The sequence below is a fragment of the Streptomyces sp. NPDC053076 genome (assembly GCF_044546845.1).
Lineage (GTDB): Bacteria > Actinomycetota > Actinomycetes > Streptomycetales > Streptomycetaceae > Streptomyces.
Genome location: NZ_JBITZL010000005.1, coordinates 12,647 through 37,026 on the forward strand (window position 1 = coordinate 12,647; position 24,380 = coordinate 37,026).

The 24,380-nt window shown below is 71.7% G+C and carries 18 protein-coding genes; 11 read left to right on the forward strand and 7 right to left on the reverse strand.

Going from position 1 to position 24,380, the window contains the following annotated elements; translation table 11 throughout:
• Nucleotides 1-341 precede the first annotated feature (341 nt).
• Together ACIGYR_RS21155 and glpK are read left to right on the forward strand one after the other, a co-directional pair.
• A complete protein-coding gene (locus ACIGYR_RS21155) occupies nt 342-1,091 on the forward strand; it encodes an MIP/aquaporin family protein (RefSeq protein ID WP_399600292.1) in 750 nt (249 codons plus the stop codon).
• A 95-nt stretch (nt 1,092-1,186) separates the two neighbouring features.
• Nucleotides 1,187-2,707 carry a glycerol kinase GlpK gene (gene glpK, locus ACIGYR_RS21160; RefSeq protein WP_399600295.1) on the forward strand — a complete coding sequence of 507 codons (1,521 nt, stop codon included), beginning with the start codon at nt 1,187-1,189 and terminating at the stop codon, nt 2,705-2,707.
• Between the two features lie 124 nt (nt 2,708-2,831).
• Here glpK and ACIGYR_RS21165 read toward each other — a convergent pair whose 3' ends face one another.
• Genes ACIGYR_RS21165 through ACIGYR_RS21185 form a run of 5 tightly spaced genes read right to left on the reverse strand, consistent with a single transcriptional unit; the run spans nt 2,832 to nt 10,727 of the window.
• Nucleotides 2,832-3,437: a GTP-binding protein gene (locus ACIGYR_RS21165; protein ID WP_399600298.1), complete on the reverse strand. Its 606-nt coding sequence runs from the start codon at nt 3,435-3,437 to the stop codon at nt 2,832-2,834.
• The gene (locus ACIGYR_RS21170; RefSeq protein WP_399600301.1) at nt 3,418-7,056 is read right to left on the reverse strand and encodes a hydantoinase B/oxoprolinase family protein; all 3,639 of its coding nucleotides are present in this window, start codon (nt 7,054-7,056) and stop codon (nt 3,418-3,420) included. Before ACIGYR_RS21170 ends, ACIGYR_RS21165 begins: the two co-directional genes overlap by 20 nt.
• Before the next feature lie 24 nt (nt 7,057-7,080).
• Complete coding sequence (locus ACIGYR_RS21175) at nt 7,081-7,476, reverse strand: DUF742 domain-containing protein (RefSeq protein ID WP_391844882.1); 396 nt, start codon at nt 7,474-7,476, stop codon at nt 7,081-7,083.
• Between the two features lie 9 nt (nt 7,477-7,485).
• Complete coding sequence (locus tag ACIGYR_RS21180) at nt 7,486-7,920, reverse strand: roadblock/LC7 domain-containing protein (RefSeq protein WP_399600304.1); 435 nt, start codon at nt 7,918-7,920, stop codon at nt 7,486-7,488.
• Nucleotides 7,917-10,727, reverse strand: a complete 2,811-nt coding sequence (locus ACIGYR_RS21185) for a nitrate- and nitrite sensing domain-containing protein (RefSeq protein WP_399600306.1) — start codon at nt 10,725-10,727, stop codon at nt 7,917-7,919. The genes ACIGYR_RS21180 and ACIGYR_RS21185 overlap by 4 nt, the downstream gene beginning before the upstream one ends.
• A gap of 420 nt (nt 10,728-11,147) precedes the next feature.
• Here ACIGYR_RS21185 and ACIGYR_RS21190 point away from each other — a divergent pair, with 420 nt between their 5' ends.
• Nucleotides 11,148-11,669 (forward strand): hypothetical protein, encoded by a 522-nt coding sequence (locus ACIGYR_RS21190; protein WP_399600309.1) that lies wholly within the window; start codon nt 11,148-11,150, stop codon nt 11,667-11,669.
• 91 nt (nt 11,670-11,760) lie between these two features.
• On the opposite strand, the gene ACIGYR_RS21195 is transcribed toward ACIGYR_RS21190, so the two are convergent.
• A complete protein-coding gene (locus ACIGYR_RS21195) occupies nt 11,761-13,023 on the reverse strand; it encodes an NAD(P)/FAD-dependent oxidoreductase (protein ID WP_399600311.1) in 1,263 nt (420 codons plus the stop codon).
• 148 nt (nt 13,024-13,171) lie between these two features.
• Complete coding sequence (locus tag ACIGYR_RS21200; protein WP_391844872.1) at nt 13,172-13,495, reverse strand: bifunctional 3-phenylpropionate/cinnamic acid dioxygenase ferredoxin subunit; 324 nt, start codon at nt 13,493-13,495, stop codon at nt 13,172-13,174.
• Nucleotides 13,496-13,796: 301 nt separating this feature from the next.
• Here ACIGYR_RS21200 and ACIGYR_RS21205 point away from each other — a divergent pair, with 301 nt between their 5' ends.
• The 8 genes from ACIGYR_RS21205 to ACIGYR_RS21240 all read left to right on the forward strand — a co-directional run bounded on the left by ACIGYR_RS21205 (nt 13,797) and on the right by ACIGYR_RS21240 (nt 24,357).
• A complete protein-coding gene (locus ACIGYR_RS21205; RefSeq protein ID WP_399600314.1) occupies nt 13,797-14,636 on the forward strand; it encodes an IclR family transcriptional regulator in 840 nt (279 codons plus the stop codon).
• Between the two features lie 263 nt (nt 14,637-14,899).
• Complete coding sequence (locus ACIGYR_RS21210; protein ID WP_399600316.1) at nt 14,900-15,985, forward strand: S-(hydroxymethyl)mycothiol dehydrogenase; 1,086 nt, start codon at nt 14,900-14,902, stop codon at nt 15,983-15,985.
• Entirely contained in the window at nt 15,982-16,239 is a 258-nt protein-coding gene (locus ACIGYR_RS21215) for a hypothetical protein (protein WP_399600318.1), read from the forward strand. The genes ACIGYR_RS21210 and ACIGYR_RS21215 overlap by 4 nt, the downstream gene beginning before the upstream one ends.
• 44 nt (nt 16,240-16,283) lie before the next feature.
• Nucleotides 16,284-18,971 (forward strand): FAD-dependent oxidoreductase, encoded by a 2,688-nt coding sequence (locus ACIGYR_RS21220; protein WP_399600320.1) that lies wholly within the window; start codon nt 16,284-16,286, stop codon nt 18,969-18,971.
• A 9-nt stretch (nt 18,972-18,980) separates the two neighbouring features.
• On the forward strand, nt 18,981-20,135 hold the full coding sequence (gene solA / locus ACIGYR_RS21225; protein WP_399600322.1) for an N-methyl-L-tryptophan oxidase: 1,155 nt from the start codon (nt 18,981-18,983) through the stop codon (nt 20,133-20,135).
• Between the two features lie 11 nt (nt 20,136-20,146).
• Complete coding sequence (locus ACIGYR_RS21230) at nt 20,147-21,307, forward strand: aromatic ring-hydroxylating dioxygenase subunit alpha (RefSeq protein WP_399600325.1); 1,161 nt, start codon at nt 20,147-20,149, stop codon at nt 21,305-21,307.
• Nucleotides 21,300-22,766, forward strand: a complete 1,467-nt coding sequence (locus tag ACIGYR_RS21235) for an aldehyde dehydrogenase family protein (RefSeq protein ID WP_399600328.1) — start codon at nt 21,300-21,302, stop codon at nt 22,764-22,766. The genes ACIGYR_RS21230 and ACIGYR_RS21235 overlap by 8 nt, the downstream gene beginning before the upstream one ends.
• Nucleotides 22,767-22,785: 19 nt before the next feature.
• On the forward strand, nt 22,786-24,357 hold the full coding sequence (locus ACIGYR_RS21240; protein WP_399600329.1) for an APC family permease: 1,572 nt from the start codon (nt 22,786-22,788) through the stop codon (nt 24,355-24,357).
• Nucleotides 24,358-24,380: the final 23 nt, after the last annotated feature.

Here is a 24,380-nt window from a genome sequence, read left to right on the forward strand (position 1 = left end):
CACGCACAGGCCCGTTGCCGCACACCCGCCCCGCCGAAGCGGCGGGCGGGCCGGGTGTCACCGTCGTCGTCGGCAACCTTGACGCCCCCGGGACGCCGGTGAACACTTCCCGGTGTCAGCCCGCATCGCCGAACGTTCTCGGCGTCACCAGGCACCGCGGCACGGGTCTTTCCTGCTCCATGGCCCTGCTCTCCGAGGCGATCCGGCTGCGACGGCACGCTCGTCACGGACGCCGGGCGGGGCGCGGGGCCCTCCCTGCCTTCGGCTGAAGTCGCCAAGGGAACCCTCCTGCACGACAGGGCCGGGGCCGATCGGCCCCTGACGGCGCCAAGGGAGCCGCCATGAGCAACGCGGACATCTTCGTCGGCGAGGTCATCGGCACCGCGATCCTGATCCTGTTCGGTGCCGGAGTCTGCGCCGCCGTGACCCTCAGATACTCCAAGGCCCGGGCCTCGGGCTGGGTGGTGATCGCCTTCGGTTGGGGCTTCGGTGTGCTCGCGGGCGCGTACACCGCCGCTCCCCTCTCCGGTGGCCACCTCAATCCCGCGGTGACCATCGGCATCGCCGTCGACACCGGCAAGTGGGACAAGGTCTGGGTGTACCTGCTGGGGCAGATGGTCGGCGCCATGGTCGGCGCGGTGCTGGCCTATCTTGTGTACATCGCCCAGTTCCAGGCCAACGTCCGTACGGAAGGCACCACCGAGGGCACCGCCGACGAACCCGTGCCGACCCTCGGTATCTTCTCGACCGTCCCGGAGATCCGGAACCCGGTCGCCAATCTCGTCACGGAGATCATCGCGACCGTCGCCCTCGTCCTGCCGATCCTCGCCTTCGGGCTCACGAAGGGGCTCGGCGAGTCCGGCACCACCGTGCTGATCGTCTCGTTGCTCGTCGTGGGCATCGGCCTCTCCCTCGGCGGCCCCACCGGTTATGCCATCAACCCGGCCCGCGACCTCGGCCCCCGCGTCGTGCACACCCTCCTGCCGATCCCCCACAAGGGCACGTCCGACTGGGGGTACGCCTGGATCCCGGTCGTCGGACCGCTGGTCGGCGGAGCGCTCGCCGGCCTCCTCTACAACGCGGCCTTCTGACCCTCCGGTTTTGCCGACCCGGCTTGCACCGACCCGGCTCCCGATCCCCCGCGGCCTCGCGACCAGCGACCCGACCCAGCGACCCAGGGACAGCCATGACGGACACCGCCGACACCTACGTCGCCGCCATCGACCAGGGCACCACGTCCAGCCGCTGCATCGTCTTCGATCACAGCGGCGCGATCGTCGCCGTCGACCAGCGCGAGCACCGGCAGATCTTTCCCAGGCCCGGCTGGGTGGAGCACGACGCCACCGAGATCTGGTCCAAGGTGCAGGCCGTGGTGGCCGGGGCGCTCGCCCGGGCGGGGCTGCGCGCCGGCCAGCTCAGTGCCCTCGGCATCACCAACCAGCGGGAGACGACGGTCCTGTGGGACCGTGTCACGGGCAAGCCCGTGCACAACGCGATCGTCTGGCAGGACACCCGCACCGCGGCGCTCTGCGAGGAACTGGGCGGCGCGGACGGCCAGGACCGCTTCCGCGAGCGGACCGGCCTGCCCTTGGCCAGCTACTTCTCCGGGCCCAAGGCGGCCTGGCTGCTGGACCATGTCCCCGGTCTGCGACAGCGGGCGGAACGCGGTGAGATCGCGTTCGGCACCATCGACTCCTGGCTGATCTGGAACCTCACGGGCGGCATCGACGGCGGCCGGCACGTCACCGACGTCACGAACGCCGGCCGCACCATGCTGATGAACCTGGACACCCTCCAGTGGGACCCCTCCCTGCTGTCCGCGATGAACGTGCCCGAGGCCGTGCTGCCCGAGATCAGGTCGTCCGCCGAGGTGTACGGCACCGCCGTCGGACAGCTGTCCCAAGTGCCCGTGGCCTCGGCGCTGGGCGACCAGCAGGCCGCCGTGTTCGGGCAGGCGTGTTACGACGTCGGCACCGCCAAGAACACCTACGGCACCGGCAGTTTCCTGCTGCTGAACACCGGTGACCGGCCGGTGCCGTCCAAGAGCGGGCTGCTGACGACGTTGGGCTACAAGATCGGCGGGGAGGCGCCGGTGTACTGCCTGGAGGGTTCCATAGCGATAACGGGCGCGTTGGTCCAATGGTTCCGCGACCAGCTCGGGATCATCCGGAACGCCGACGAGATCGAGACGCTCGCGGCGAGCGTCGACGACAACGGCGGCGCCTACATCGTGCCGGCGTTCTCCGGCCTGTTCGCGCCCTACTGGCGCTCCGACGCGCGCGGCGTCGTCACCGGTCTCACCCGGTACGTCACCAAGGCCCACCTCGCGCGCGCGGTGCTGGAGGCGACGAGTTGGCAGACCCGGGAGGTCGTGGACGCGATGTACCAGGACTCCGGGGTGCGGATCAGCGCGCTGAAGGTCGACGGGGGCATGACCCGGAACAACCTGCTCATGCAGCACCAGGCGGACGTCCTCGGCGTACCGGTGATCCGGCCCCGGGTGTCGGAGACGACCTGCCTGGGTGCCGCCTACGCGGCCGGGCTGGCCACCGGCGTGTGGAGCGACCTGGACGAGCTGAAGTCGCACTGGCAGAAGGACGCGGAGTGGACACCGGCGATGGAGGCGTCGGTCCGCGACCGCGAGTACCGGAACTGGCACAGGGCCGTGGAGAAGAGCTTCGGCTGGCTCGAGCAGGACGGGGCGTAGCGGTACCGCGTCGCCGCACGCGCGCGCGGGCGCTCCGCACAGGACCACGGCCCGTACCCCAGTCGGCGGGGGTACGGGCCGTGCCCGTCGGCCGCGTCGGAGGCGGTCGGCCCCGGCCGGCCGGTCAGCCGATGACGGCCTGGCGGCGGTCGGCCGCGTACTCCATCGCGTGCCGGACGAGCCCGATGAGCACCTCCTTGACCGACTCCCGGTCCCGGGCGTCGCACAGCAGGACGGGCACGTCGTCGTCCAGGTCGAGTGCCTGGCGGACGGACTCGTCGGGGTAGCGGGCGGCCCCCTCGAAGCAGTTGACGCCGACGAGGAACGGTATGGAGCGCCGCTCGAAGTAGTCGATGGCCGCGAAGCAGTCCTCCAGGCGGCGTGTGTCGGCGAGTACGACGGCGCCCAGGGCGCCCTCGGACAGTTCGTCCCACATGAACCAGAACCGTTCCTGCCCGGGCGTGCCGAAGAGGTAGAGCACCAGGTCCTCGCGCAGTGTGATGCGGCCGAAGTCCATGGCCACCGTGGTGGTGTGCTTGCCCTCCACACCGCTGGTGTCGTCGACGGGCCGCCCGGCCTCGGTGAGCAGTTCCTCGGTGCGCAGCGGCCTGATCTCGCTGACCGCGCCGACGAGGGTCGTCTTGCCCACGCCGAAGCCGCCGGCCACCAGGATCTTGAGCGTGACGGGCTCGACCGGAGGCTTGCCGCGCTCAGAACGCCCGAAGATCATTGGTCTCTTCTCCTGCTTGATGGGTGTCGGGCGACGGCCGGCCGTAGCCGCCGCCACCGGGGGTTTCGATGACGAGTACGTCGTCGGGACCGACGTCGGCCGAGCCGCTGCCGCCGAGGTCGGTGACCGTGCCGTCGGCACGCTCCACCCGGTTGGCGCCGAGCGCTCCGGGGGCGCCGCCGGCCATGCCGTACGGCGGCACGTGGCGGTGCTGGGAGAGCGTGGAGACGGTCATCGGTTCGAGGAATCGGATGCGGCGCACGGCGCCGTCGCCGCCGCGCCACCGGCCTGGGCCGCCGCTCCCCCGCCGGACGGCGAACTCCTCCAGCCTGACCGGCAGCCGCCACTCCAGGACCTCCGGGTCGGTGAGCCGGGAGTTGGTCATGTGGGTCTGGACCACATCGGCGCCGGGGAAGCCGTCACCGGCGCCGGATCCGGAGGCGACGGTTTCGTAGTACTGGTGCCGCTCGTTGCCGAAAGTGACGTTGTTCATCGTGCCGGAGCCCTCGGCCTGGACGCCGAGCGCGGCGTAGAGGGCGCCGGTGATGGCCTGCGAGGTCTCGACGTTGCCGGCGACGACGGCGGCGGGCGGTTCGGGAGCGAGCATCGATCCTGGCGGCACGACGATGTCCAGGGGACGCAGGCAGCCGTCGTTGAGCGGGATGTCATCGGCGACCAGTGTGCGGAAGACGTACAGGACGGCCGCGTTGACGACCGCGGAGGGCGCGTTGAAGTTGGTGGCGAGCTGCGCGGAGGTGCCGGTGAAGTCGATGGCCGCCCGGCGTTCGGTGCGGTCGACCCGGATCCTGACCCGGATGACGGCGCCGGAGTCGGTCTCGTAGGCGTACTCGCCGTCGTCCAGGGCGTCGATGACGCGGCGGACGGCTTCCTCGGCGTTGTCCTGGACGTGCCGCATGTATGCCTGGACGACGTCGAGGCCGAACTCCTCGATCATGCGGCGGACCTCGTCGACGCCCTTCTGGTTGGCGGCGGTCTGGGCTCGCAGGTCGGCGAGGTTGGTGTGCGGGTTGCGGGACGGGTACGGCGCCTCGGTGAGCAGCCGGCGGGTCTCCTCCTCGCGGAGGCGGCCGTCGTCGGCGAGGAGCCAGTTGTCGAAGAGGACGCCCTCCTCCTCGATGGTGCGGCTGTGGGCCGGCATGGAGCCGGGGGCGATGCCGCCGATCTCGGCGTGATGCCCGCGTGAGGCGACGTAGAAGAGGATCCGCGGCTCACCCTGCGTGTCGACGGCCCGGTCGGTGTCGAAGACGGGGGTGATCACGGTGACGTCCGGCAGATGGGTGCCGCCGTGATACGGGTCGTTGACGGCGTAGGTGTCGCCCGGCCGCATGGCGGAGCCACGACGGCGGATGACCTCCTTGACGCTGGTGCCCATGGAGCCCAGGTGGACGGGGATGTGGGGGGCGTTGGCCACCAGGTTGCCGTCCGGGTCGAACAGGGCGCAGGAGAAGTCCAGGCGCTCCTTGATGTTGACGGACTGAGCCGTGGACTCCAGCCGTGCGCCCATCTGCTCGGCGATCGACATGAAGAGGTTGTTGAAGACTTCGAGGAGAACCGGATCGGCTTCCGTGTCGAGATCGGAACTCTGCGTGATCGCCGTGCGTTCCATGAGCAGATGCCCGTCATCGGTCGCGGCGGCCCGCCAGCCGTCGTCGACGACGGTCGTTGCCCCGGCCTCGGTGATGATCGCGGGGCCGGTGACGGTCTCGCCGGGAGGAAGGGCCTCCCGGCTGTGGAGGGGTACGTCGCGCCAGACGCCGCCGGTGTGCAGACGGACGGTGCCGGACGCACGGGAACGGCCCTGGTAGGGGGCGAGGGAGCCGAGATCGGGGGGTGCGGTGATGCCGGTGGCTTCGACGGAGAGGGCTTCCACGACGACGGGTCGGTCGAGCGTGAAGGAGTACATGGCGCGATGACGTTCTTCGAAGGCGCGTTGCATGGCGTCGGGCTCGGCCAGTTCGACGGTGAGGGTGGTGTCGGTGCCGTCGTAGCGGAGCTGGGCGCGGCGGATGACCTGGATGCGGTCCTCCTCGACGTCCTCGGCGAGGAGCTCGGCGCGCGCGGCGGCCTCCAGGTCCGCTGCCGTCTCGCGGATGCCGGGCATGGCGGCGGCTTCCAGGGGCGCCTCCACGGAGTGTTCACGCATGGCGGTGGTGTCGGCGAGGCCGATGCCGAGGGCGGACAGCACGCCGGCCATGGGAGGCACGAGGACGGTGCGGATGCCGAGCGAGTCGGCGACCCGGCAGGCGTGCTGGCCGCCCGCCCCGCCGAAGGTGGTCAGGGCGTAGCGGGTGACGTCGTGGCCCTTCTGGACGGAGATCCGCTTGACGGCGTTGGCGATGTTGGCGACGGCGATCCGCAGGTAGCCCTCGGCCACCTGCTCCGGGGTGCGGTCGTCGCCGGTGCGTCGGTGGATCTCGCGCGCGAGTGCGGTGAACCGGTCACGGACCACGGAGGCGTCCATGGGATGGTCGCCGCCGGGTCCGAAGACGGCGGGGAAATGAGTGGGCTGGATGCGGCCGAGCATCACGTTGGCGTCGGTGACGGTGAGCGGACCGCCGGCGCGGTAGCAGGCGGGGCCGGGGACGGCGCCGGCCGAGTCCGGGCCGACCCGGTAGCGGGAGCCGTCGAAGTGCAGGACGGAGCCGCCGCCGGCGGCGACCGTGTGGATGTCCAGCATGGGGGCGCGCAGCCGGACGCCCGCGATCTGTGTGGTGAACACGCGCTCGTACTCGCCGGCGAAGTGCGACACGTCGGTGGAGGTGCCGCCCATGTCGAACCCGATGACGCGGTCGAAGCCGGCGCGTTGCGACATGCGGGCCATGCCGACGATGCCGCCCGCCGGTCCGGAGAGGATGGCGTCCTTGCCGCGGAACTGTCCGGCCTCCGTCAGCCCGCCGTTGGACTGCATGAACATCAGCCGTACGCCCCGCAGCTCCTCGGCGATGTGCCGCACGTAGCGGCGCAGCACGGGCGAGAGGTAGGCGTCGACGACGGCGGTGTCCCCGCGCGGGACGAGCTTCATCAGCGGGCTGACCTCGCTGGACAGCGAGATCTGGGGGAAGCCGACGCGGGCGGCGAGTTCGCCGATGGCGCGTTCGTGGCCGGGGTGGAGGTGGCTGTGCAGGCAGACGACGGCGACCGCGCGGATCCCGTCGTCGTACGCCTCCTGGAGCGGGCCGGCCAGGGCGTCCAGGTCGGGGGCGCGCAGGACGGTGCCGTCGGCTGCGAGGCGTTCGTCCACCTCCACGACCCGTTCGTGGAGGAGTTCGGGCAGCTGGATGTGGCGGGCGAAGATGCGGGGGCGGTTCTGGTAGGCGATGCGCAGGGCGTCCCGGAAGCCGCGGGTGACGACCAGCAGTGTGCGCTCGCCCTTGCGTTCCAGCAGGGCGTTGGTGGCGACCGTGGTACCCATGCGGACGGCCTCGACGGGCTCCTGGGAGTCACCGAGGAGTTCGCGCACTCCGGCCACGGCGGCGTCGGCGTACCGGGCCGGGTTGTCGGACAGCAGCTTGTGCGTGAGCAGCCGGCCGTCCGGGCGACGGGCGACGATGTCGGTGAAGGTGCCGCCCCGGTCGACCCAGAACTGCCAGCCAGTCACGTCACCACCTCGCTTCCGCGCCGGTCACAGCGCCCGGAGGCCGTTGATCACGTCGCGCAGAATACTCTCGTCCGGGAGTTCCGCCGGGGGCACCGGGCGGGTCACGTGAACGAGTTCGGAGTGCACCAGGTCGCCGATGAGGACCCGGACCACACCGATGGGCAGGTCGAGTTCCGCGGCGAGCTCGGCGACGGACTGCGGTTCGTCCCGGCAGAGCCCGACGATGTCCACGTGCTCGGGGGACAGCGTCGGGTCCGCTTCGGGGTCGTCGGCGCCGGGCTCCGTGACCACCACCGCGATCAGATCGAGGCGGTGCTGGGCCTCACTCGTGGTGCGGCCACGTGTCATGGCGTACGGCCGGACGACCGGCCCGGCCTCGTCGTCGAACCAGTGGCTTCTTCCCTGACCGTCTCCGCTCATGTCATCCCACTACCCGCCTGCGGGCAGATCGGTGCGTGGGGCGGCGCCCAGATGCACGCCGACCCGCTTGACCAGGAGCGTCATCTCGTAGGCGACCTGCCCCACGTCGGAGTCGGCGTCCGAGAGGACGGCGAGGCAGCTGCCGTCGCCGGCGGCGGTGACGAAGAGGAAGGCGCCGTCGAGCTCGACGACGGTCTGCCGGACGCTGCCCGCGTCGAAGTGGCGCCCGACGCCCTTGGCGAGGCTGTGGAAGCCGGACGCCACGGCGGCCAGATGCTCGCTGTCCTCCCTGGTCAGGTCTTTGGAGACCCCCGTCGGCAGTCCGTCGCCGGACAGGATGACGGCCTTGCGGATGCTGGCGACCCGGTCGACGAGATCGTCCAGGAGCCAGTTCAGCTCCCCCTGGTTCGTCGGTGTGTGGCCGGTGGCCTTCGGTGCGGTCATCGACCGTCCCCCTCGTTCGTTCCTTGTGCTGTGCCGTCCCGGGCTCCGTCGCCCGCGGCGTTCTCCTCCCGGCCGCGCTGCCAGCCGCGCTGGAGCGAGGCCATTCGGCTGCGTACCTCCTCGGCATCGCGGTCGGCGGGGTCGGTGTCGGGCTCGGCACGCCGTTGGGTGTCCTGCTTGAGCTGGGGAGCCAGGCTGGCCTGGCGTACGCGCCGGGGCAGCGGACCGGTGCCCGGCTCCGGGGCTGTGTCACCGGCGGGTGCGGAGGTTCCGCCGCGGGGCGGTGCCTCCGCCGGCCCGCCGGCGCCGGGCGGCTGGGGCCGGGTGCGCCTGGGCAGCGCAGGGGCCTCGGACATCTCCTGGGCGCTCTGGGCCGGGGTGGCGGCGTGGTCCTCGACGCGGTCGGTGAGTCCGGTGGAGCGCCGGGAGGCCGTTCCACGGCGGCGGGCGGGCAGCGGGGCCAGTCCGCCCGTGTCGGAGCGGTGCGAAGCGGCGGAGGGCGCCCGGTCCGGTTCGCCGCGGCGGGGCCGCTGGTCGGTGACGGGCTTGCCGTGCGAGCTGACCAGCTTGGGCGTCTGCCGTCGCGGCAGCGGCAGGGTTCCGCGGTCGCCGGTCTCCTCGCGCGACGGCGAGTCGGCAGACGGCAGGGCCGTCTGTTCGTCGTCGCCCGGGCGGGGGCGGCGGGGACGGAACAGGCCGCCGCGCTCGCTTTCCTCGTCCTCCAGGGCGCCGGGGAAGCCGCTCAGCGCGTCGAGATCGACGGGCGCCTCCAGTTCCACCGGGCCGTCCAGGAGGGACGTCGGCAGACCGGGCAGTTGCAGCGGTGCCCGGGACCGCCCGGCGGTTCGGCCCGGTGCCTGCTCGGTGCCCGTCTCCGGGCGGTCCCGGTCGAGCCGGAAGCCGATGCCGTTCGTGTCCGGGACGTCGTCGGTGAGCAGCGGGTCGGGGAGGAACACGACGGCGGTGGTGCCGCCGTACGGTGACGGCTGGAGGGAGACCCGGACGTTCTGGCGCTGGGCGAGGCGACTGACCACGAACAGGCCCAGCCGGTCGGTGTCGGAGAGTTCGAACTCGGGAGTCTCGGCGAGGCGGAGGTTGGCGTCCAGGAGTGCCTCGGCCGTCATACCGAGACCCCGGTCGTGGATCTCCAGGGTGAAGCCGTTGGCGACCCGCTCGCCGATGACCTGGACGGCGGTGTGCGGGGGCGAGAAGACCGTGGCGTTCTCCAGGAGTTCGGCCACGAGGTGGGTGACGTCGGCGACGGCGGGCCCGGTGACGGCGACCCGGGGCAGACGCCGGACCTCGATGCGCTCGTAGTCCTCGACCTCGGCGACGGCGGCGCGGACGACGTCCATCAGCTGCACGGGCCGGCGCCACTGCCGGGAGGGCGCGGCGCCGGAGAGGATCACCAGGCCCTCGGCGTGCCGGCGCATACGGGTGGTGAGGTGGTCCAGGCGGAACAGATCGGCGAGTTCGTCGGTGTCCTCGGTCCGGCGCTCCATGCTGTCGAGCAGTGTGAGCTGCTTGTGCAGCAGGACCTGGCTGCGGCGGGCCAGGTTGACGAAGACCTCGGAGACACCGGACCTCAGTTCGGCCTGCTTGACGGCGGCCTCGACGGCCGCGCGCTGCAGGGTGTTGAGGGCCTGTCCGACCTCGCCGATCTCGTTCTTGTCGTACTCCAGGCGCGGCACCTCGGTCTCGACGTCGACCTGCTCGCCCGCGGACAGCCGGCGCATCACGCTGGGCAGCCGGACACCGGACGCCTCGTGGGCCTCCAGGCGGAGCTGGCGCAGGTCGCGGATGAGGGCGCGGCCGACCCGGACGGAGAGGAGGACGGAGACGAGGAGTGCGACCAGTCCGAGAAGGCCCGAGACGGCCGCCTGCATGATGACGCCCATGGCCACGGGGCGCACGCGGTCCTGGAAGCGGTCGCCGGCCTGGTCGTCCAGGGTGCCGAGGTCGTCCAGGACGGTTGCCGCGGCGGAGTCCCAGCTCTTCGCGGTGACACCGCGGGGGATGCCGGTTTCCGTGGCGATGGCGGTCCGTTCGGACACCCGCAGCGGGGCCGTGGCGGCGTTCTTCCAGAAGCGTTCGTAGCGTTCGCGCTCGGCGGCGGGCAGCAGCGGGAGGCTGATGTCGTACAGGAGGGTGCGCTGGGCGGCCAGGTCGGAGATGTCGCGGGTCTCGTCGGGGGTGAGCCGGCCGACGACGAGGGAGGAGCCGAGCAGGGCGTCCTCGCGGGAGAGCAGCTCGCGGGCGCGGGAGATGTTGACCAGCGCGTGGGCCTGCTTGTCGGACTCGACGTCGTCGACGCCGTCGAGGGCTGCGAGCAGCGCGTAGCAGGGGTCCACGAGGCGGTTGTAGAGGTTGAGCGCCTGGGCGCGGGTGAGGGTGCCCTCCTCGACGCTGCGGCGCAGGGAGTCGAGACCGTCGAAGGCGTCCAGGACGGCGGTCAGGTGTTCGCTGTCGTCGGCGTCCATGCCGGCCCGGTGGTCCTTGGCGTTCCTGCGGATCGTGGTGATCGCCCGGTCGGTGGCGGTGCGGGTGCGGTGCAGCGCGGAAAGCGCCTCGGAGGCCCGCGGGTCGGCGAGGTAGACGAGGGTCTGGCGGCGCTCCTGCTGGAGGACGCGAACGGTGTCCTCCGTGCGATAACCGATGTTCTCGACGACATCGGACACGCGGAACAGCTGGGCCACTTCGCGCCCCGTGAGTACCGTGGCGAAGCCCCAGATGGCGGTCAGGGACACCAGCGGCACGAGAAGCAGCGCCACGATCTTCCGGCGGATCGACTTCCCGCGAAAGCGCATGGCCTCCCCCAGCTCGGCCCCCGCCGGCCGGGGGTGCTCATGTCCGTCAACAAACGGCGCGAGCCTACTACCGCCTCACAGATAACTCGAAGACACGTCCGGAGGGTGAACTTCCGCACTGGCGCCGAGACATGGCGAGTTGTCCGGGCATTGGGGGAGATTGCCACCGCGATCCGGGTGTGCGCGGCCGGTCGGTGACGGTCTCATGAAGGGGTGGTTGGCCGGATTTTTTCGCTGCTGGGGAATCTTCGCGCCGTCTCGTTCGTCCTTCTCTAGGGGAATTGGGGGCGGAATGGGCCACAGGAGCCGCATGCGGCGCCCCGGCGGCGTAGAACAGCGCAAGCCGGGCAGCCACTGGGGAGTCGGGGTCTTCGGATGCCGGGGGCGAGCGGTCCGCCGGCGGTGGGGAGTGACACGGTGATGGGCACGGCGGAGCGGCGCGAGGCGCCCGGGGAGAGCGTGGTGAGGCGCTCGCAGGCACGGAAGGCGCCGGATCAGGGCATACCGGAGTCCGAGCGGGCCGGGGAGCCGGCCGGTGAGGAACAGCGGCAGGGCTACCGGCCGTTGTGGGTCGAGGAGCCCGCGCGGCGGCATCCCACACCCGATCCGGTGCGTGCGGCGGTGGTGCGAGCCGTTCTGGTCATCGCGGTGACGCTGATACAGGCGATGGTGGCGTTCCTGTGCACGCTGGCCGGCTCCTGGCTGGCGTTCCCGATGGTGATCAGCAGCGTGGCGAGCACGGTGGTGGCCACCTGGGCCGTGGTCGACGTGTGGGTGACCCGCCAGGTGTGGAGCCAGCGGTACGGCGTGGTCTCCGAGCCGAGCAGCACGGCCCGGGCCCTGCGCCGGGAGCGGCGCGCTCGCCACCGGGAGCGGGCGGCGATGCGGGAGCAGGAGCGGATACGCCGGACCGGCGGTGCCGGACAGCTGTCGCACCCCTGACTCCGCGCAGGGCGCGGCGGGCTCCGCGCGCACTCCGGCCGGCCCGGCGACGGCGACGGCGACGGCGACGGCGAAGATACCGCCCCGTCCGTCACAGCACGGCAGGCTCCGCATTCTGCCGATCCTGCGTCTGCCGATCCTGCGTCTGCCGATCCTGCGTCTGCGGATCATCCGGCACTCGTTCGTCCGGCCGCTGTTCCCGCTGGAGTTCCCGCCGGGCCCGCAGGAAGGCGCGGGGCCGGTCCACCGCGAGCACGGCGACGGTGCGGCCGTCCCGTTCGTACCGGGCGAGGAAGCCGGACTCGCCGGGGAGGCCGTCCTCGGTGATCTCGCCCTCGGTGACGCGGACGGCGTCACCGTCGCGGTGTCGGCCCGCGAACTGGATCCGGGAGTCGTACTGGTCGGACCAGAAGTACGGCAGCGTGCGGGCGGTCACCAGGGTGCGGCCGGCGAGCAGGTTGGTGACGGCGGCGCGGGGCTGCTCGGTGGCGGAGGTCCAGTGCTCGGCCCGGACGCCGCCGACGCGGGCGACGTCGCCGACCGCGACGACCTGGGGGAGGGCGGTGACGCAGCCGTCGTCGCACAGCACACCGTCCTGCACGGCGAGTGTCGAACCCGCCAGCCAGGCGGTGCTGGGGACGGCTCCGATACCGACGATCACGATGTCGGCGGGCAGGGTCCGGCCGTCGGTGAGGTCGACCCCGGTGACGGCGGCGGTGCCCCGGAGCGTGGCCACGCCGGTCCCGGTGACCAGCTCCACGCCACCACGGCGGTGCAGCGCGGCGCACACCGCGGCCATGTCGGTACCGAGTGGTGGCACGAGGGGCAGCGGAGCGGCCTCGACCACCGTGACCGTGTGGCCGAGGTGGACGCAGGAGGAGGCGGTCTCGGCGCCGATGAAGCCGCCGCCGATGACGACGACCCGGAGGGGTCCCCGGGTGAGCTCGGCGCGCAGGGCACGGGCGTCGTCCAGAGTGCGCAAGGTGTGCACGCCGGAAAGACCCTCGCCGGGCAGTCGGCGGGCGGCGGCGCCGGTGGCGATGACGACGCCGTCGGTGGAGACCGTACGGCCGTCGTCGAGGAGGACGGCGCGGCCACGGGGGTCGAGCCCGCGGGCGCGGACACCGAGCAGCCACTCGGCGTCCAGTCCGGCGGTCTCGCCGGCGTCGGTGAGGGCCAGCCGGCTCTCGTCGGCGCGGCCGGTGAGGAAGTCCTTGGAGAGAGGGGGGCGGTCATAGGGCTGGTGGGGTTCCTCACCGACGATCACCAGTCGGCCGTCGAAGCCCTGGGTGCGCAGCTCGCGTGCGGCGTGGAGCCCGGAGAGGGAGGCGCCGACGATGGTCACGGTCCTCATAGGGCACGGCTCCTGACGTCGGGTACGGGGGCGGGACGGTGGGGGCGGGCCGGTGGACGGTGGGGGCGGGCCGGTGGACGGTGGGGGCGGGCCGGTGCCGCACCGGGCGGACGGCTGAGGGCGGCGGGGGCGGGGGGCTTGGCGGTGTTCATGCGGCCGTGCCCTCCTCCGCGCCGAGGTGGACGTGGACGACACCGTCCTCCACGGTGACGCGGTGGGTGCGCACCGGGCGCCGGGCCGGCAGGCAGGTCGGTTCGCCGGTGCGCAGGTCGAAGGAGGCCGCGTGCAGCGGGCATTCGACCAGGCAGCCCTCCAGCCAGCCCTCGGAGAGGGACGCGTCCTGGTGGGTGCAGGTGTCGTCGATGGCGTACAGCTCGCCGTCCTCGGTGCGGAAAACGGCGATCGGCGGTGTGGTCGCGACGCGGACGGACTCGCCCTCGGGGAGGTTTTCGAGGCGGCAGACGGGAATCACGGGCCCCCCTCTCGGTCCGGGACACAGGGTCTGGGACCTTCTCGGTGCAGGCGTCAGGGATGCTGCCGGGAGCCCGGACCCACGTCGGTCCGGCCCGGTGAAGCGGCAAGGGAGTGACGGACCGTCACCGGTCCGGGTGGTCCGGCGCCCTTCCGGGATCCGGACACTTCGGTACCATGATGTTTCGCATGGCGCACGATCTAGCGCTATGCGCAACAGAATCCGGGCGGGACGACCGTCGCGTCAAGGGCTTCCCGCAGATGCGGCCCGAACCGGGCCGACAGGTGGTGAGAGTTGAGCCATGACCCGCACGCAGAAGCAGCCCGACCGCAGCGAGGAGACCACGGGGAACCCAGGGGCACCGGAGAGGCAGAACGGCCGCGGAAGCGCGAGTGCGGTGCAGTCCGTGGACCGCGCCGTGAGCGTGCTGGAGATCCTCGCCCGGCACGGCGAGGCGGGCGTCACCGAGATCGCCGAGGAGCTGGACGTCCACAAGTCCACGGCGTTCCGGCTGCTCGGCGTCCTGGAGAACCGCGGTCTGGTGGCGCAGGCCAAGGACCGCGGCAAGTACTACCTGGGGGCGGGCGTACTGCGTCTGGCGGGGGCGGCGGCCGTGCGTCTCGACATCTCCCAGGAAGGCGTCCCGGTCTGCCGGGAGGTCGCTGACGAGCTGGGCGAGACGGTCAACATCGCCGTGCTCGACGACGATGCGGCGGTCAACATCATGCAGGCCCGCGGCACCGCCTCCGTGACCGCGCAGAACTGGCTGGGCAGGCGGACCCCGCTGCATGCCACCTCCAGCGGCAAGGTGCTCCTCGCGCACATGCCGCCGACTCTGCGCGAGGGCCTGCTGGCGCGGTCGTTGCCGCGGTTCACGGACCGTACGGTCACCGGCGCCGGGATGCTGCGCGCCGAGCTGGAGGCCGTGGTCCAGCAGGGGTACGGCGTCACGATCGAGGAGCTGGAGCTGGGGCTCGCCGCCGTCGCGGCGCCCGTGCGCTCGCACGACGGCAAGGTGATCGCGGCGATCAGCGTCTCGGGGCCGGTGTACCGGCTCAACGCCGACCGGCTGCCGGAGGTGGCCAAGCGGACGGTCGCGGCGGGCGCCGAGCTGTCCCGGCGCATGGGGTACGGCTTCTGACCGAGGACGGCCCGCACAGGCCGGCCCGCACGCCCCTCGACACCTCCCGCGCGTTCGCGGACCCGGCGGTTCACACGGCACGAGGCACGGCGCGGGACCGGGCGTCCCCGGTCCCGCGCCGTCGTGTGTCCGAGAGGTTTCGCCCGGCGGCTTCCCTTTGCCAAGGGTTAACGCGCGCCCCTTGACGGCTCCGTGACGCCGTTCTCAGTATGTTCCCCATCGCGCAACCCATCGTGCAATGCGCAACAGCAGAGGAGCTTGTCGTGCCACACGAGGTCCGTGCCGTAGTCGCTGTGAAGAAGGGCGCACCCGTGGAGGTGCGGACGATCGTCGTCCCCGATCCGGGGCCCGGTGAGGTGCTCGTCGGCGTGCAGGCGTGCGGTGTGTGCCACACGGATCTCCATTACCGGGACGGCGCGATCAGCGACGACTTCCCGTTCCTGCTGGGCCACGAGGCGGCCGGCACGGTCGAGGCGGTCGGCCCCGGCGTCACCGGCCTCGAGCCCGGCGACTACGTCGTACTGGCCTGGCGGGCGCCGTGCGGCAGCTGCCGTTCCTGCCGGCGCGGCCGGCCCTGGTACTGCTTCGACTCCCGCAACGCCGCACAGCCCATGACGCTGACCGACGGCACCCCGCTCACCAACGCCCTCGGCATCGGCGCCTTCGCCGAGAAGACGCTGGTCGCGGCGGGCCAGGCGGTGAAGATCGACCCGGCCGCACGGCCCGAGGCGGCCGGCCTCATCGGCTGCGGAGTGATGGCCGGTTACGGCGCGGCGGTCAACACCGGCAAGGTGGGCCGCGGTGACTCGGTGGCCGTCATCGGCTGCGGAGGTGTCGGCAACGCGGCCATCGCGGGCGCCTGCCTGAACGGCGCCATGAAGGTGATCGCCGTCGACATCGACGACAGGAAGCTGGACCAGGCGGAGAAGTTCGGCGCCACGCACACCGTCAACTCCCGGGGAACCGACCCGGTCGAGGCCGTCCGGGAGCTGACCGGCGGGCACGGCGTGGACATCGCGATCGACGCGGTGGGCCATCCCGAGACGTTTCTTCAGGGCTTCTACATGCGCGACCACGCGGGCCTGCTGGTCCAGGTCGGAGTGCCCGCACCCGAGATGAAGGTCGAACTCCCCCTGATCGACGTCTTCTCGCGCGGCGGCGCCGTCAAGTCCTCCTGGTACGGCGACTGTCTGCCGAGCCGGGACTTCCCGTTCCTGATCGACCAGTACCTCTACGGCCTGCTCGACCTCAACGCGTTCGTCTCCGAGACCGTCGCCCTGGACCAGGTGGAGGAGGCGTTCGGCAAGATGCACCGCGGTGAGGTGCTGCGCTCGGTGGTGGTCCTGTGAGCGTGCGTGGGAGCATCCGCGCCGAACGGGTCGTCACCTCGGGCACCTTCGGCCTGGACGGTCGGTCGTGCGAGGTCGACGACAACGTCTGGGTGGCCGGTGACGACGAGGAGGTGCTGGTGGTCGACGCCGGGCACGACGCCGAGGCGGTCCACCGGGCCACCGCCGGCCCCCGGGTCACCGCCGTCGTCCACACCGGCCACGGTCCGGACACGACGATCGCCGCCGAACGACCGAACATCCCCGCCGCCTGAGCGACTCCCCCGCACCTGCCGTCCCCACCACCACAAGGAGGGGCATGTCCAGCACACCCGAAGACCGTCGTCACCCGCCCGAGGACCGTCCTCACCCGCCCGAAGACCATCTTCACCAGCCCGAAGACCGTCCTCACCCGACCGAGGACCGACTCCGCACCCGAGAAGACCGCCCGCCCGCCCCCGAAGGCCAGGGTCACACCCCCGAAGACCACGGTCACGCCTCCGAAGACCACTCGCCTCCGCCCGCGGACTCACCTCATGGCCCCCGCGTCGTCGTCATCGGCGCCGGAATCGTCGGCTGCTCCCTCGCCGACGAGCTGACCGCCCGCGGCTGGACGGACATCACCGTCCTGGAGCAGGGCCCCCTGCCCGCCCCGGGCGGCTCCACCTCGCACGCACCCGGGCTCGTCTTCCAGACCAGTCCGTCCAAGACCCTCGCGGAGTTCGCCAAGTACACCGTCGAGAAGTTCCGCTCCCTCGAGGTCGACGGCGTCCCCTGCTTCCACCAGGTCGGTGGCCTGGAACTCGCGACCACCCCCGAACGCCTGGCCGATCTGCACCGCAGGGCCGGCTACGCGGCCTCCTGGGGCATCCGCGGCGAGGTCGTGAGTACGGCCCGATGCAAGGAACTGTGGCCGCTGCTGGACGATTCGGTCGTTCTCGGCGGCTTCCACACCCCGGACGACGGCCTCGCCCGGGCCCTCCTCGCGGCCCGCGCCCAGATGGACCGCGCCACCGCGCGTGGCGCCCGCTTCCTGGACCGGCACACGGTCACCGGCATCGAGCAGCAGGACGGGCGGGTCACCGCGGTCGTCACCGACCGGGGAGCCTTCCCGGCCGACCATGTCGTGTCCGCGGCCGGTTTCTGGGGGCCCGTCATCGGCCGCATGGCCGGTCTCGACGTACCGCTGCTGCCCCTCGCCCACCAGTACGCGAAGACGCGGCCACTGTCCGAGCTGAGGGGCGCCACGGCCGAGGCGTCCCGCCCCATCCTCCGCTTCCAGGACAGCGACCTGTACTTCCGCGAGCACACCGACCGCATCGGGATCGGTTCGTACGCGCACCGGCCGATGCCGGTCGACCCGTTCTCGGTCCTGGCCTACGACGAGGCCCGCGCCCGAGGCATGGAGATGCCGTCCTCCCACCCCTTCACGGCCGAGGACTGGGAACCGAGCTGGGAGGACTGCCGCCGCCTGCTGCCCGCCCTGCGCGGGACGGAGATCGAGGCCGGGTTCAACGGGGTCTTCTCCTTCACACCGGACGGTATGCCGCTGCTCGGCGAGGCTCGGCGGCTGCGGGGCTTCTGGCTCGCCGAGGCCGTCTGGGTCACGCATTCGGCCGGGGTGGCCAAGGCGGTGGCCGAGTGGATGGTCGACGGACGGCCGTCCGTCGACGTGCACGAGTGCGACCTCACGCGGTTCGAGGAAGCGCAGCGTTCACCGTCGTACGTCCGTGAACGCGGCTCACAGCAGTTCGCCGAGGTGTACGACGTTCTCCACCCCCTCCAGCCGATGGAGCAGCCACGCCCTGTGCGCGTCAGCCCCTTCCACGCCCGCCAGCAGCAGCTCGGCGCCTTCTTCCTGGAGGGCGGCGGCTGGGAACGCCCGCACTGGTACGAGGCGAACGCCCCGCTCGTGGACACCCTCGGCGACCTGCCCGAGCGTGACGCCTGGTCGGCCCGCTACTGGTCACCCGTGGCCGCCGCGGAGGCGAAGGCCACCCGCGAGAAGGTCGCCCTGTACGACATGACCCCGCTGCGCCGCCTGGAAGTCACCGGCCCGGGCGCCCTCGCCTTCCTCGACCGCATGACCAGCAACAACCTCCGCAAGAAACCCGGCGCGGTCACCTACACCCTGCTCCTGGACGAGACCGGAGGCATCCGTTCCGACCTCACGGTCGCCCGTCTCGCCCCCGACCGGTTCCAGGTCGGCGCCAACTCCCCCGCCGACCTGGACCTGCTCCTCCGCCATGCCCCCGAGGGAGTGCAGATCCGCGACATCACCTCCGGCACCTGCTGCATCGGCGTCTGGGGCCCCCTCGCCCGCGCCCTCGTCCAGCCCCTGACCGGTGACGACTTCTCCCACGAGGGCTTCGGCTACTTCCGGGCCAAGCGGACGTACCTGGGGCACGTGCCGGTGACGGCGATGCGGCTGAGCTACGTCGGCGAGCTGGGCTGGGAGCTGTACACCACCGCCGATCTGGGCCTCAGGCTCTGGGACACGCTGTGGGAGGCCGGGCAGGACCTCGGCGTGGTCGCCGCGGGCCGCTCCGCCTTCAACTCCCTGCGCCTGGAGAAGGGTTACCGGGCCTGGGGCACCGACATGACCGACGAGCACACCCCCTTCGAGGCGGGCCTCGGCTTCGCGGTCCGCATGGACAAGGAGGACTTCGTCGGCAGGACGGCACTCCAGCGGGCCGCGGAGCCCGCCCGCCGGCTCACCCCGCTGCTGCTCGACGATCCCACCGCCGTGGTCCTCGGCAAGGAGCCCGTCTACGCCCCCGTCCTCGGCCCCGCCCGACCGGGAGGCGCTCCCACCGGCGCCCCGGCCGGCTACGTCACCAGCGCGTCGTACAGCTACACGCTGGGCCGTTGCGTCGCCTACGCCTGGCTTCCGGCCGGCCTCGCCACCGGTACCGGCGTGCACATCGAGTACTTCGGCGAGAAGGTTTCGGCCACGGTCGCCGACGAGCCGCTGTTCGACCCCGAGATGGCCCGTATCCGCCGCTAGGAGGCGTCCGTGTCACCGTCTTACGACGTCATCGTCATCGGACTCGGCGGCATGGGCAGCGCCGCCGCCCACCACCTGTCCGCCCGCGGCGCCCGCGTCCTCGGCCTGGAGAAGTTCGGCCCGGTCCACAGCCGCGGCTCCAGTCACGGCGGCTCGCGGATCACCCGGCAGTCGTACTTCGAGGACCCCGCGTACGTGCCGCTGCTGCTGCGCGCCTACGAGCTGTACGAGGACCTGGAGCGGGCCACCGGCCGGGACGTCGCCGTCCTCTGCGGCGGCGTGATGGTCGGCCCGCCGGACTCCCGCACCGTCTCCGGTGCGCTGCGCTCGGCGAGGCGGTGGGACCTGCCCCACGAGATGCTGGACGCCAAGGAGATCCACCGCCGCTTTCCCACACTCGCCCCGAACGACGACGAAGTCGCCCTCTACGAGGCCAAGGCGGGCCTGGTCCGCCCCGAGAACATGGTCGCCGCACATCTGCAGCTGGCCACCCGGCAGGGCGCGGACCTGCACTTCGAGGAGCCGATGGTGCGGTGGGAGCCGTACCGGGACGGGGTGCGTGTGCACACGGCCGAGAACACCTACACCGCCACCCGGCTGGTGGTCTGCCCGGGGGCGTGGGCCCCGCGGCTGCTCACCGGCCTCGGGGTGCCGTTCACCATCGAGCGGCAGGTCATGTACTGGTTCCAGCCGAAGGGCGGCACCGGGCCGTTCCGGCCCGCGAACCATCCGGTCTACATCTGGGAGGACGCGGCCGGCGTCCAGGTCTACGGCTTCCCGGCCATCGACGGCCCCGAGCTGGGCGCGAAGGTCGCCTTCTTCCGGAAGGGGCAGGCGACGACTCCGGAGACCATCGACCGGACGGTGCACGAGGACGAGATCCGGGCCATGGCGGATCACATGTCCCGCTGCGTCCCGGACCTGCCCGGCACCTTCCTCAAGGGCGCCACCTGCATGTACTCCAACACCCCGGACGAGCACTTCGTCATCGCCCGGCACCCCGAGCACCCCGAATCGGTCACCGTGGCCTGCGGTTTCTCCGGGCACGGGTTCAAGTTCGTGCCGGTCGTCGGCGAGATCCTGGCCGACCTGGCCCTGACCGGTTCCACCCCGCATCCGATCGGCCTGTTCGATCCCGCCCGCCTCGCCGCCGCGCCCGCCTGAGGAGCCCGCCCGTGACGACGCCCCCGATCTCCCCGAGCCCGACGCCCGCGAGCCCGCTCCCCCCGAGCCTCATCGCGACGCTCCCGGGCCGCTACTACACCGACCCGGAGGTCTTCCGGCAGGAGCAGGAGAGGCTCTTCGAGTCCCTGTGGTTCTGCACGGTGCGCAGCGCCGACCTGGACCGGCCGGGCGCCTTCCGCACGGTCCAGGTGGGCCGCGAGAACGTCCTCGTCACCCGGACCCGCACCGGCGAGCTGCGCGCCTTCCTCAACGTGTGCCGGCACCGGGGCGCGCGGCTGTGCACCGAGGAGTCCGGCGAGGTGCGGCGCAGCCTGCAGTGCCCGTATCACGCATGGACGTACGACCTTGACGGCAAATTGATCGCGGCGCCCAACTTGATCAAGATGCCCGACGTTGACCGAGTCGCGTACGGGTTGATCAAGGTGGCCCTGCGCGAGTGGCTGGGCTATGCCTGGGTGTGCCTCGCCGACGAACCGCCCTCCTTCGAGGACACGGTGGTGTCCGCGGCCGTGGAACGGCTCGGCGACGCCGCCGCCATCGCGCACTACGGCACCGAGCGGCTGGCCCTCGGCAGGCGCGTCACCTACGACGTGAAGGCCAACTGGAAACTGATCGTCGAGAACTTCATGGAGTGCTACCACTGTGCGACGATCCACCCCGAACTCACCGAGGTGCTACCGGAGTTCGCTGACGGCTACGCGGCCCAGTACTACGTCGGGCACGGCGCGGAGTTCGGCGCGGAGATCAGGGGCTTCACCGTGGACGGCAGCGCGGGCTTCGCCAGGCTCCCCGACGTGACCGCCGACCAGGACCGCCGCTACTACGCGATCACGATCAAGCCGACCGTGTTCGTCAACCTCGTACCCGACCACGTCATCCTGCACCGCATGTTCCCGCTGGCCGAGGACCGCACGGTGGTGGAGTGCGACTGGCTGTACGCGCCGGAGGTGGTGGCCTCGGGCACGGACGTGTCCAAGTCCGTGGAGCTGTTCCACCGCGTCAACGTCCAGGACTTCGAGGCGTGCGAGCGCACCCAGCCGGCGATGTCCTCGCGCGCGTACCGCGGGGGCGGGGTGCTGGTCCCGAACGAGCACCACATCGGCATCTTCCACGCGTGGCTGCTGACCGGACTGGGAGAGGCCCATGCCTGATCTCTTCATCGACGGCACATGGCGGGGCGCCCTCGACGAGCGCACCCGGGAGATCCGCTGTCCGGCCGACGGCTCCCTGGTCGGGGTCGTGGACGAGGCCGGCGGAAAGGACACCGTGGAGGCCGTCGCGGCGGCCCGGCGCGCCTTCGACACCGGGCCCTGGCCGCGCACACCGGCCGCCGAGCGCGGCGACCTGCTCCTGCGGGTCGCCCACCTCCTGGCCCGGGACAAGGACGCCCTGGCCCGAGCCGAGTCCCTGGACACGGGCAAGCGGCTGGTGGAGAGCGCGTACGACATCGACGACGTCGTCAACTGTTTCCGCTACTTCGGGCGGCTGGCCGCGGCCGAGACCGGCCGGGTGATCGACACCGGGCGGACGGACGTCGACAGCCGGGTGGTCCACGAGCCGGTCGGCGTCTGCGCCCTGATCACCCCCTGGAACTACCCGCTGCTGCAGACCGCGTGGAAGGTCGCGCCCGCGCTCGCGGCCGGCAACACCTTTGTGCTCAAGCCCAGCGAGCTGACCCCGCACACCGCGATCCACCTGGTCCGGCTGCTGGCCGAGGCGGGCCTGCCGCCGGGCGTGGCCAATCTCGTGCTGGGCGCCGGTCCGGAGGCGGGCGCCCCGCTCGCCGACCATCCGGGCGTCGACCTGGTCTCCTTCACCGGCGGACTGGGAACCGGCCGCCGGCTGATGGCGGCGGCGGCCGGCACGGTGAAGAGGGTCGCCCTCGAACTCGGCGGGAAGAACCCGAACATCGTCTTCGCGGACGCCGGCTTCGAGGCGGCCGTCGACATGGCGCTGACGGCGGTGTTCCTGCACTCCGGGCAGGTCTGCTCGGCCGGGGCCCGGCTGCTGGTCGAGGACGCGCTGCACGACCGGTTCGTGGACGAGGTCGTACGGCGGGCGCGGCTGATCCGGCCCGGCGGGCCGTTCGACGAGCGGGCGCGGACCGGTCCGCTGATCTCGGCGGCGCACCGGGCCAAGGTCGAGGCGTACGTGGCGCGGGGGCTCGCGGAGGGTGCGGTACTGCGCTGTGGCGGCGCCCGCCCCGCCGGGCCCGGCTACGACGAGGGCTTCTACTATCTGCCGACCGTCCTGGACGAGTGCACGAGCGGCATGTCGGTGGTCCAGGAGGAGTCGTTCGGGCCGGTGCTGACCGTCGAGCGGTTCACCACCGAGGAGGAAGCCGTCCGGCTCGCCGACGACACCGTCTACGGCCTCGCGGGCGCCGTGTGGACCGGCGACGAGGCCCGGGCGGCGCGGGTCGCGGGCCGGCTGCGGCTCGGCACGGTCTGGATCAACGACTACCACCCGTACGTGCCGCAGGCCGAATGGGGTGGTCACAAGCAGTCCGGGTTCGGGCGTGAACTCGGACCGGCGGGGCTCGCCGAGTACCGCGAGACGAAGCACATCTGGCGCAACACCGCGCCGGCACCACAGGGCTGGTTCGACTGACAGCCAGAGGAGTCCGCTCATGACGACCACCGAGCAATCGCCAGGACCACACCACCACGACGACACCGAACTCGCCGAGTTCGGCTACCGTCCCGAACTCAAGCGCACCCTGGGGAACTTCCACACCTTCGCCGCCGGGATCAGCTACATCTCGATCCTCACCGGCACCTTCCAGCTGTTCTACTTCGGCTACGGCAGCGGCGGTCCGGCCTACTGGTGGTCGTGGCCGATGGTGTTCGTCGGCCAGTTCACCGTGGCCCTGTGCTTCGCCGAACTGGCCGCCCGCTATCCGGTGGCCGGCTCGGTCTACAACTGGTCGAAGAAGATCGGCAATCCGCATCTCGGCTGGCTCGCCGGGTGGATGATGCTGATCGCGTCCATCGTGTCCATCTCGGCGGTCGCGCTGGCCTACCAGCTGACGCTGCCGCAGATCTCGTCCGTGTTCCAGTTCGTGGGCGACGGCACGGGCAAGTACGACGTGGCGACCAACGCGGTCGTCCTGGCGACCGTGTTGATCCTCTTCACGACGCTGGTCAACGCGTTCGGCGTCAAGCTGATGGCCACGATCAACACGGCAGGTGTATTCATTGAGTTGATCGCGACCGTTGTATTGATCACCCTGTTCGCCGTCCACATCACCCGTGGTCCTCAAGTCGTCATGCAGACGAACCACACGGGAGCGGGGTACTCAACGGGTTACCTGGGCGCCTTCCTGGTGGCCTCACTGGCCTCCGCGTACGTCATGTACGGCTTCGACACCGCCGCCTCGCTCGGCGAGGAGTCCCTGGACCCGTCCCGGAACGCCCCGCGCGCGATCATCCGGGCGATCGTCGCCTCGTTCGTCCTGGGGGGTCTGGTGCTCCTGCTGGCGCTGATGAGCGTATCCAGCCTCAAGGGGGACAAGCTGTCCACGGACGGCCTGCAGTACGTCGTGCTCGACGTGCTCGGCCCGACGGCCGGGAAGGCGATGCTGTGGTGCGTGCTGATCGCGGTCACCGTCTGCGCGCTGGCCGTGCACACCGCCGCGATCCGGCTGGCGTTCGCGATGGCCCGGGACACCAACCTGCCCGCGTCCTCGCTGATGGCCCGGGTCAGCCCCCGTTTCCAGACCCCGGTCCTGCCGGCCGTGATCATCGGCGTGCTGGCTCTGGCGATCCTCGTGGTCAACATCCGCCAGCCGCAGATCTTCACGGTCGTCACCAGCATCGGCATCGTCATGATCTACCTCGCCTATCTGGGCGTCACCGCGCCGATGCTGGTGGCCAGGCTGCGCGGGAAGTGGCAGCCCGCCGGCGACGGCAGGTTCTCGCTGGGCCGCTGGGGGCTGCCCGTCAACGCCGTCGCGGTGGTGTGGGGCGCGGCCATGACCGTCAACCTCATCTGGCCGCGCGCCTCGGTCTACAACGCGTCCGCGCCGTACCACTGGTACCTGCGCTGGGGCGCGGTCCTCTTCGTCGCGGTCATCGCGGGCGGCGGCTTCGCCTACTACTGGCTCGTCCAGCGGCACCGCACCGGCGTGCTCGCCGAACACCGTCTCGAACCCACGTCCGCCGCCCCGGCCACTTCCGTCGCCGCTCCGACGGCCGAGTGACGTGACCCGATCCCGGCTGACCA

What these genes read in the sequence shown, in the direction of transcription:
- ACIGYR_RS21155 (WP_399600292.1), top strand. Translation starts at nt 342, where the DNA reads ATGAGCAACGCGGACATCTTCGTCGGCGAGGTCATCGGCACCGCGATC.
- glpK (WP_399600295.1), top strand. Translation starts at nt 1,187, where the DNA reads ATGACGGACACCGCCGACACCTACGTCGCCGCCATCGACCAGGGCACC.
- ACIGYR_RS21165 (WP_399600298.1), bottom strand. Translation starts at nt 3,437, where the DNA reads ATGATCTTCGGGCGTTCTGAGCGCGGCAAGCCTCCGGTCGAGCCCGTC.
- ACIGYR_RS21175 (WP_391844882.1), bottom strand. Translation starts at nt 7,476, where the DNA reads ATGAGCGGAGACGGTCAGGGAAGAAGCCACTGGTTCGACGACGAGGCC.
- ACIGYR_RS21180 (WP_399600304.1), bottom strand. Translation starts at nt 7,920, where the DNA reads ATGACCGCACCGAAGGCCACCGGCCACACACCGACGAACCAGGGGGAG.
- ACIGYR_RS21185 (WP_399600306.1), bottom strand. Translation starts at nt 10,727, where the DNA reads ATGCGCTTTCGCGGGAAGTCGATCCGCCGGAAGATCGTGGCGCTGCTT.
- ACIGYR_RS21190 (WP_399600309.1), top strand. Translation starts at nt 11,148, where the DNA reads ATGGGCACGGCGGAGCGGCGCGAGGCGCCCGGGGAGAGCGTGGTGAGG.
- ACIGYR_RS21195 (WP_399600311.1), bottom strand. Translation starts at nt 13,023, where the DNA reads ATGAGGACCGTGACCATCGTCGGCGCCTCCCTCTCCGGGCTCCACGCC.
- ACIGYR_RS21205 (WP_399600314.1), top strand. Translation starts at nt 13,797, where the DNA reads ATGACCCGCACGCAGAAGCAGCCCGACCGCAGCGAGGAGACCACGGGG.
- ACIGYR_RS21220 (WP_399600320.1), top strand. Translation starts at nt 16,284, where the DNA reads ATGTCCAGCACACCCGAAGACCGTCGTCACCCGCCCGAGGACCGTCCT.
- ACIGYR_RS21235 (WP_399600328.1), top strand. Translation starts at nt 21,300, where the DNA reads ATGCCTGATCTCTTCATCGACGGCACATGGCGGGGCGCCCTCGACGAG.
- ACIGYR_RS21240 (WP_399600329.1), top strand. Translation starts at nt 22,786, where the DNA reads ATGACGACCACCGAGCAATCGCCAGGACCACACCACCACGACGACACC.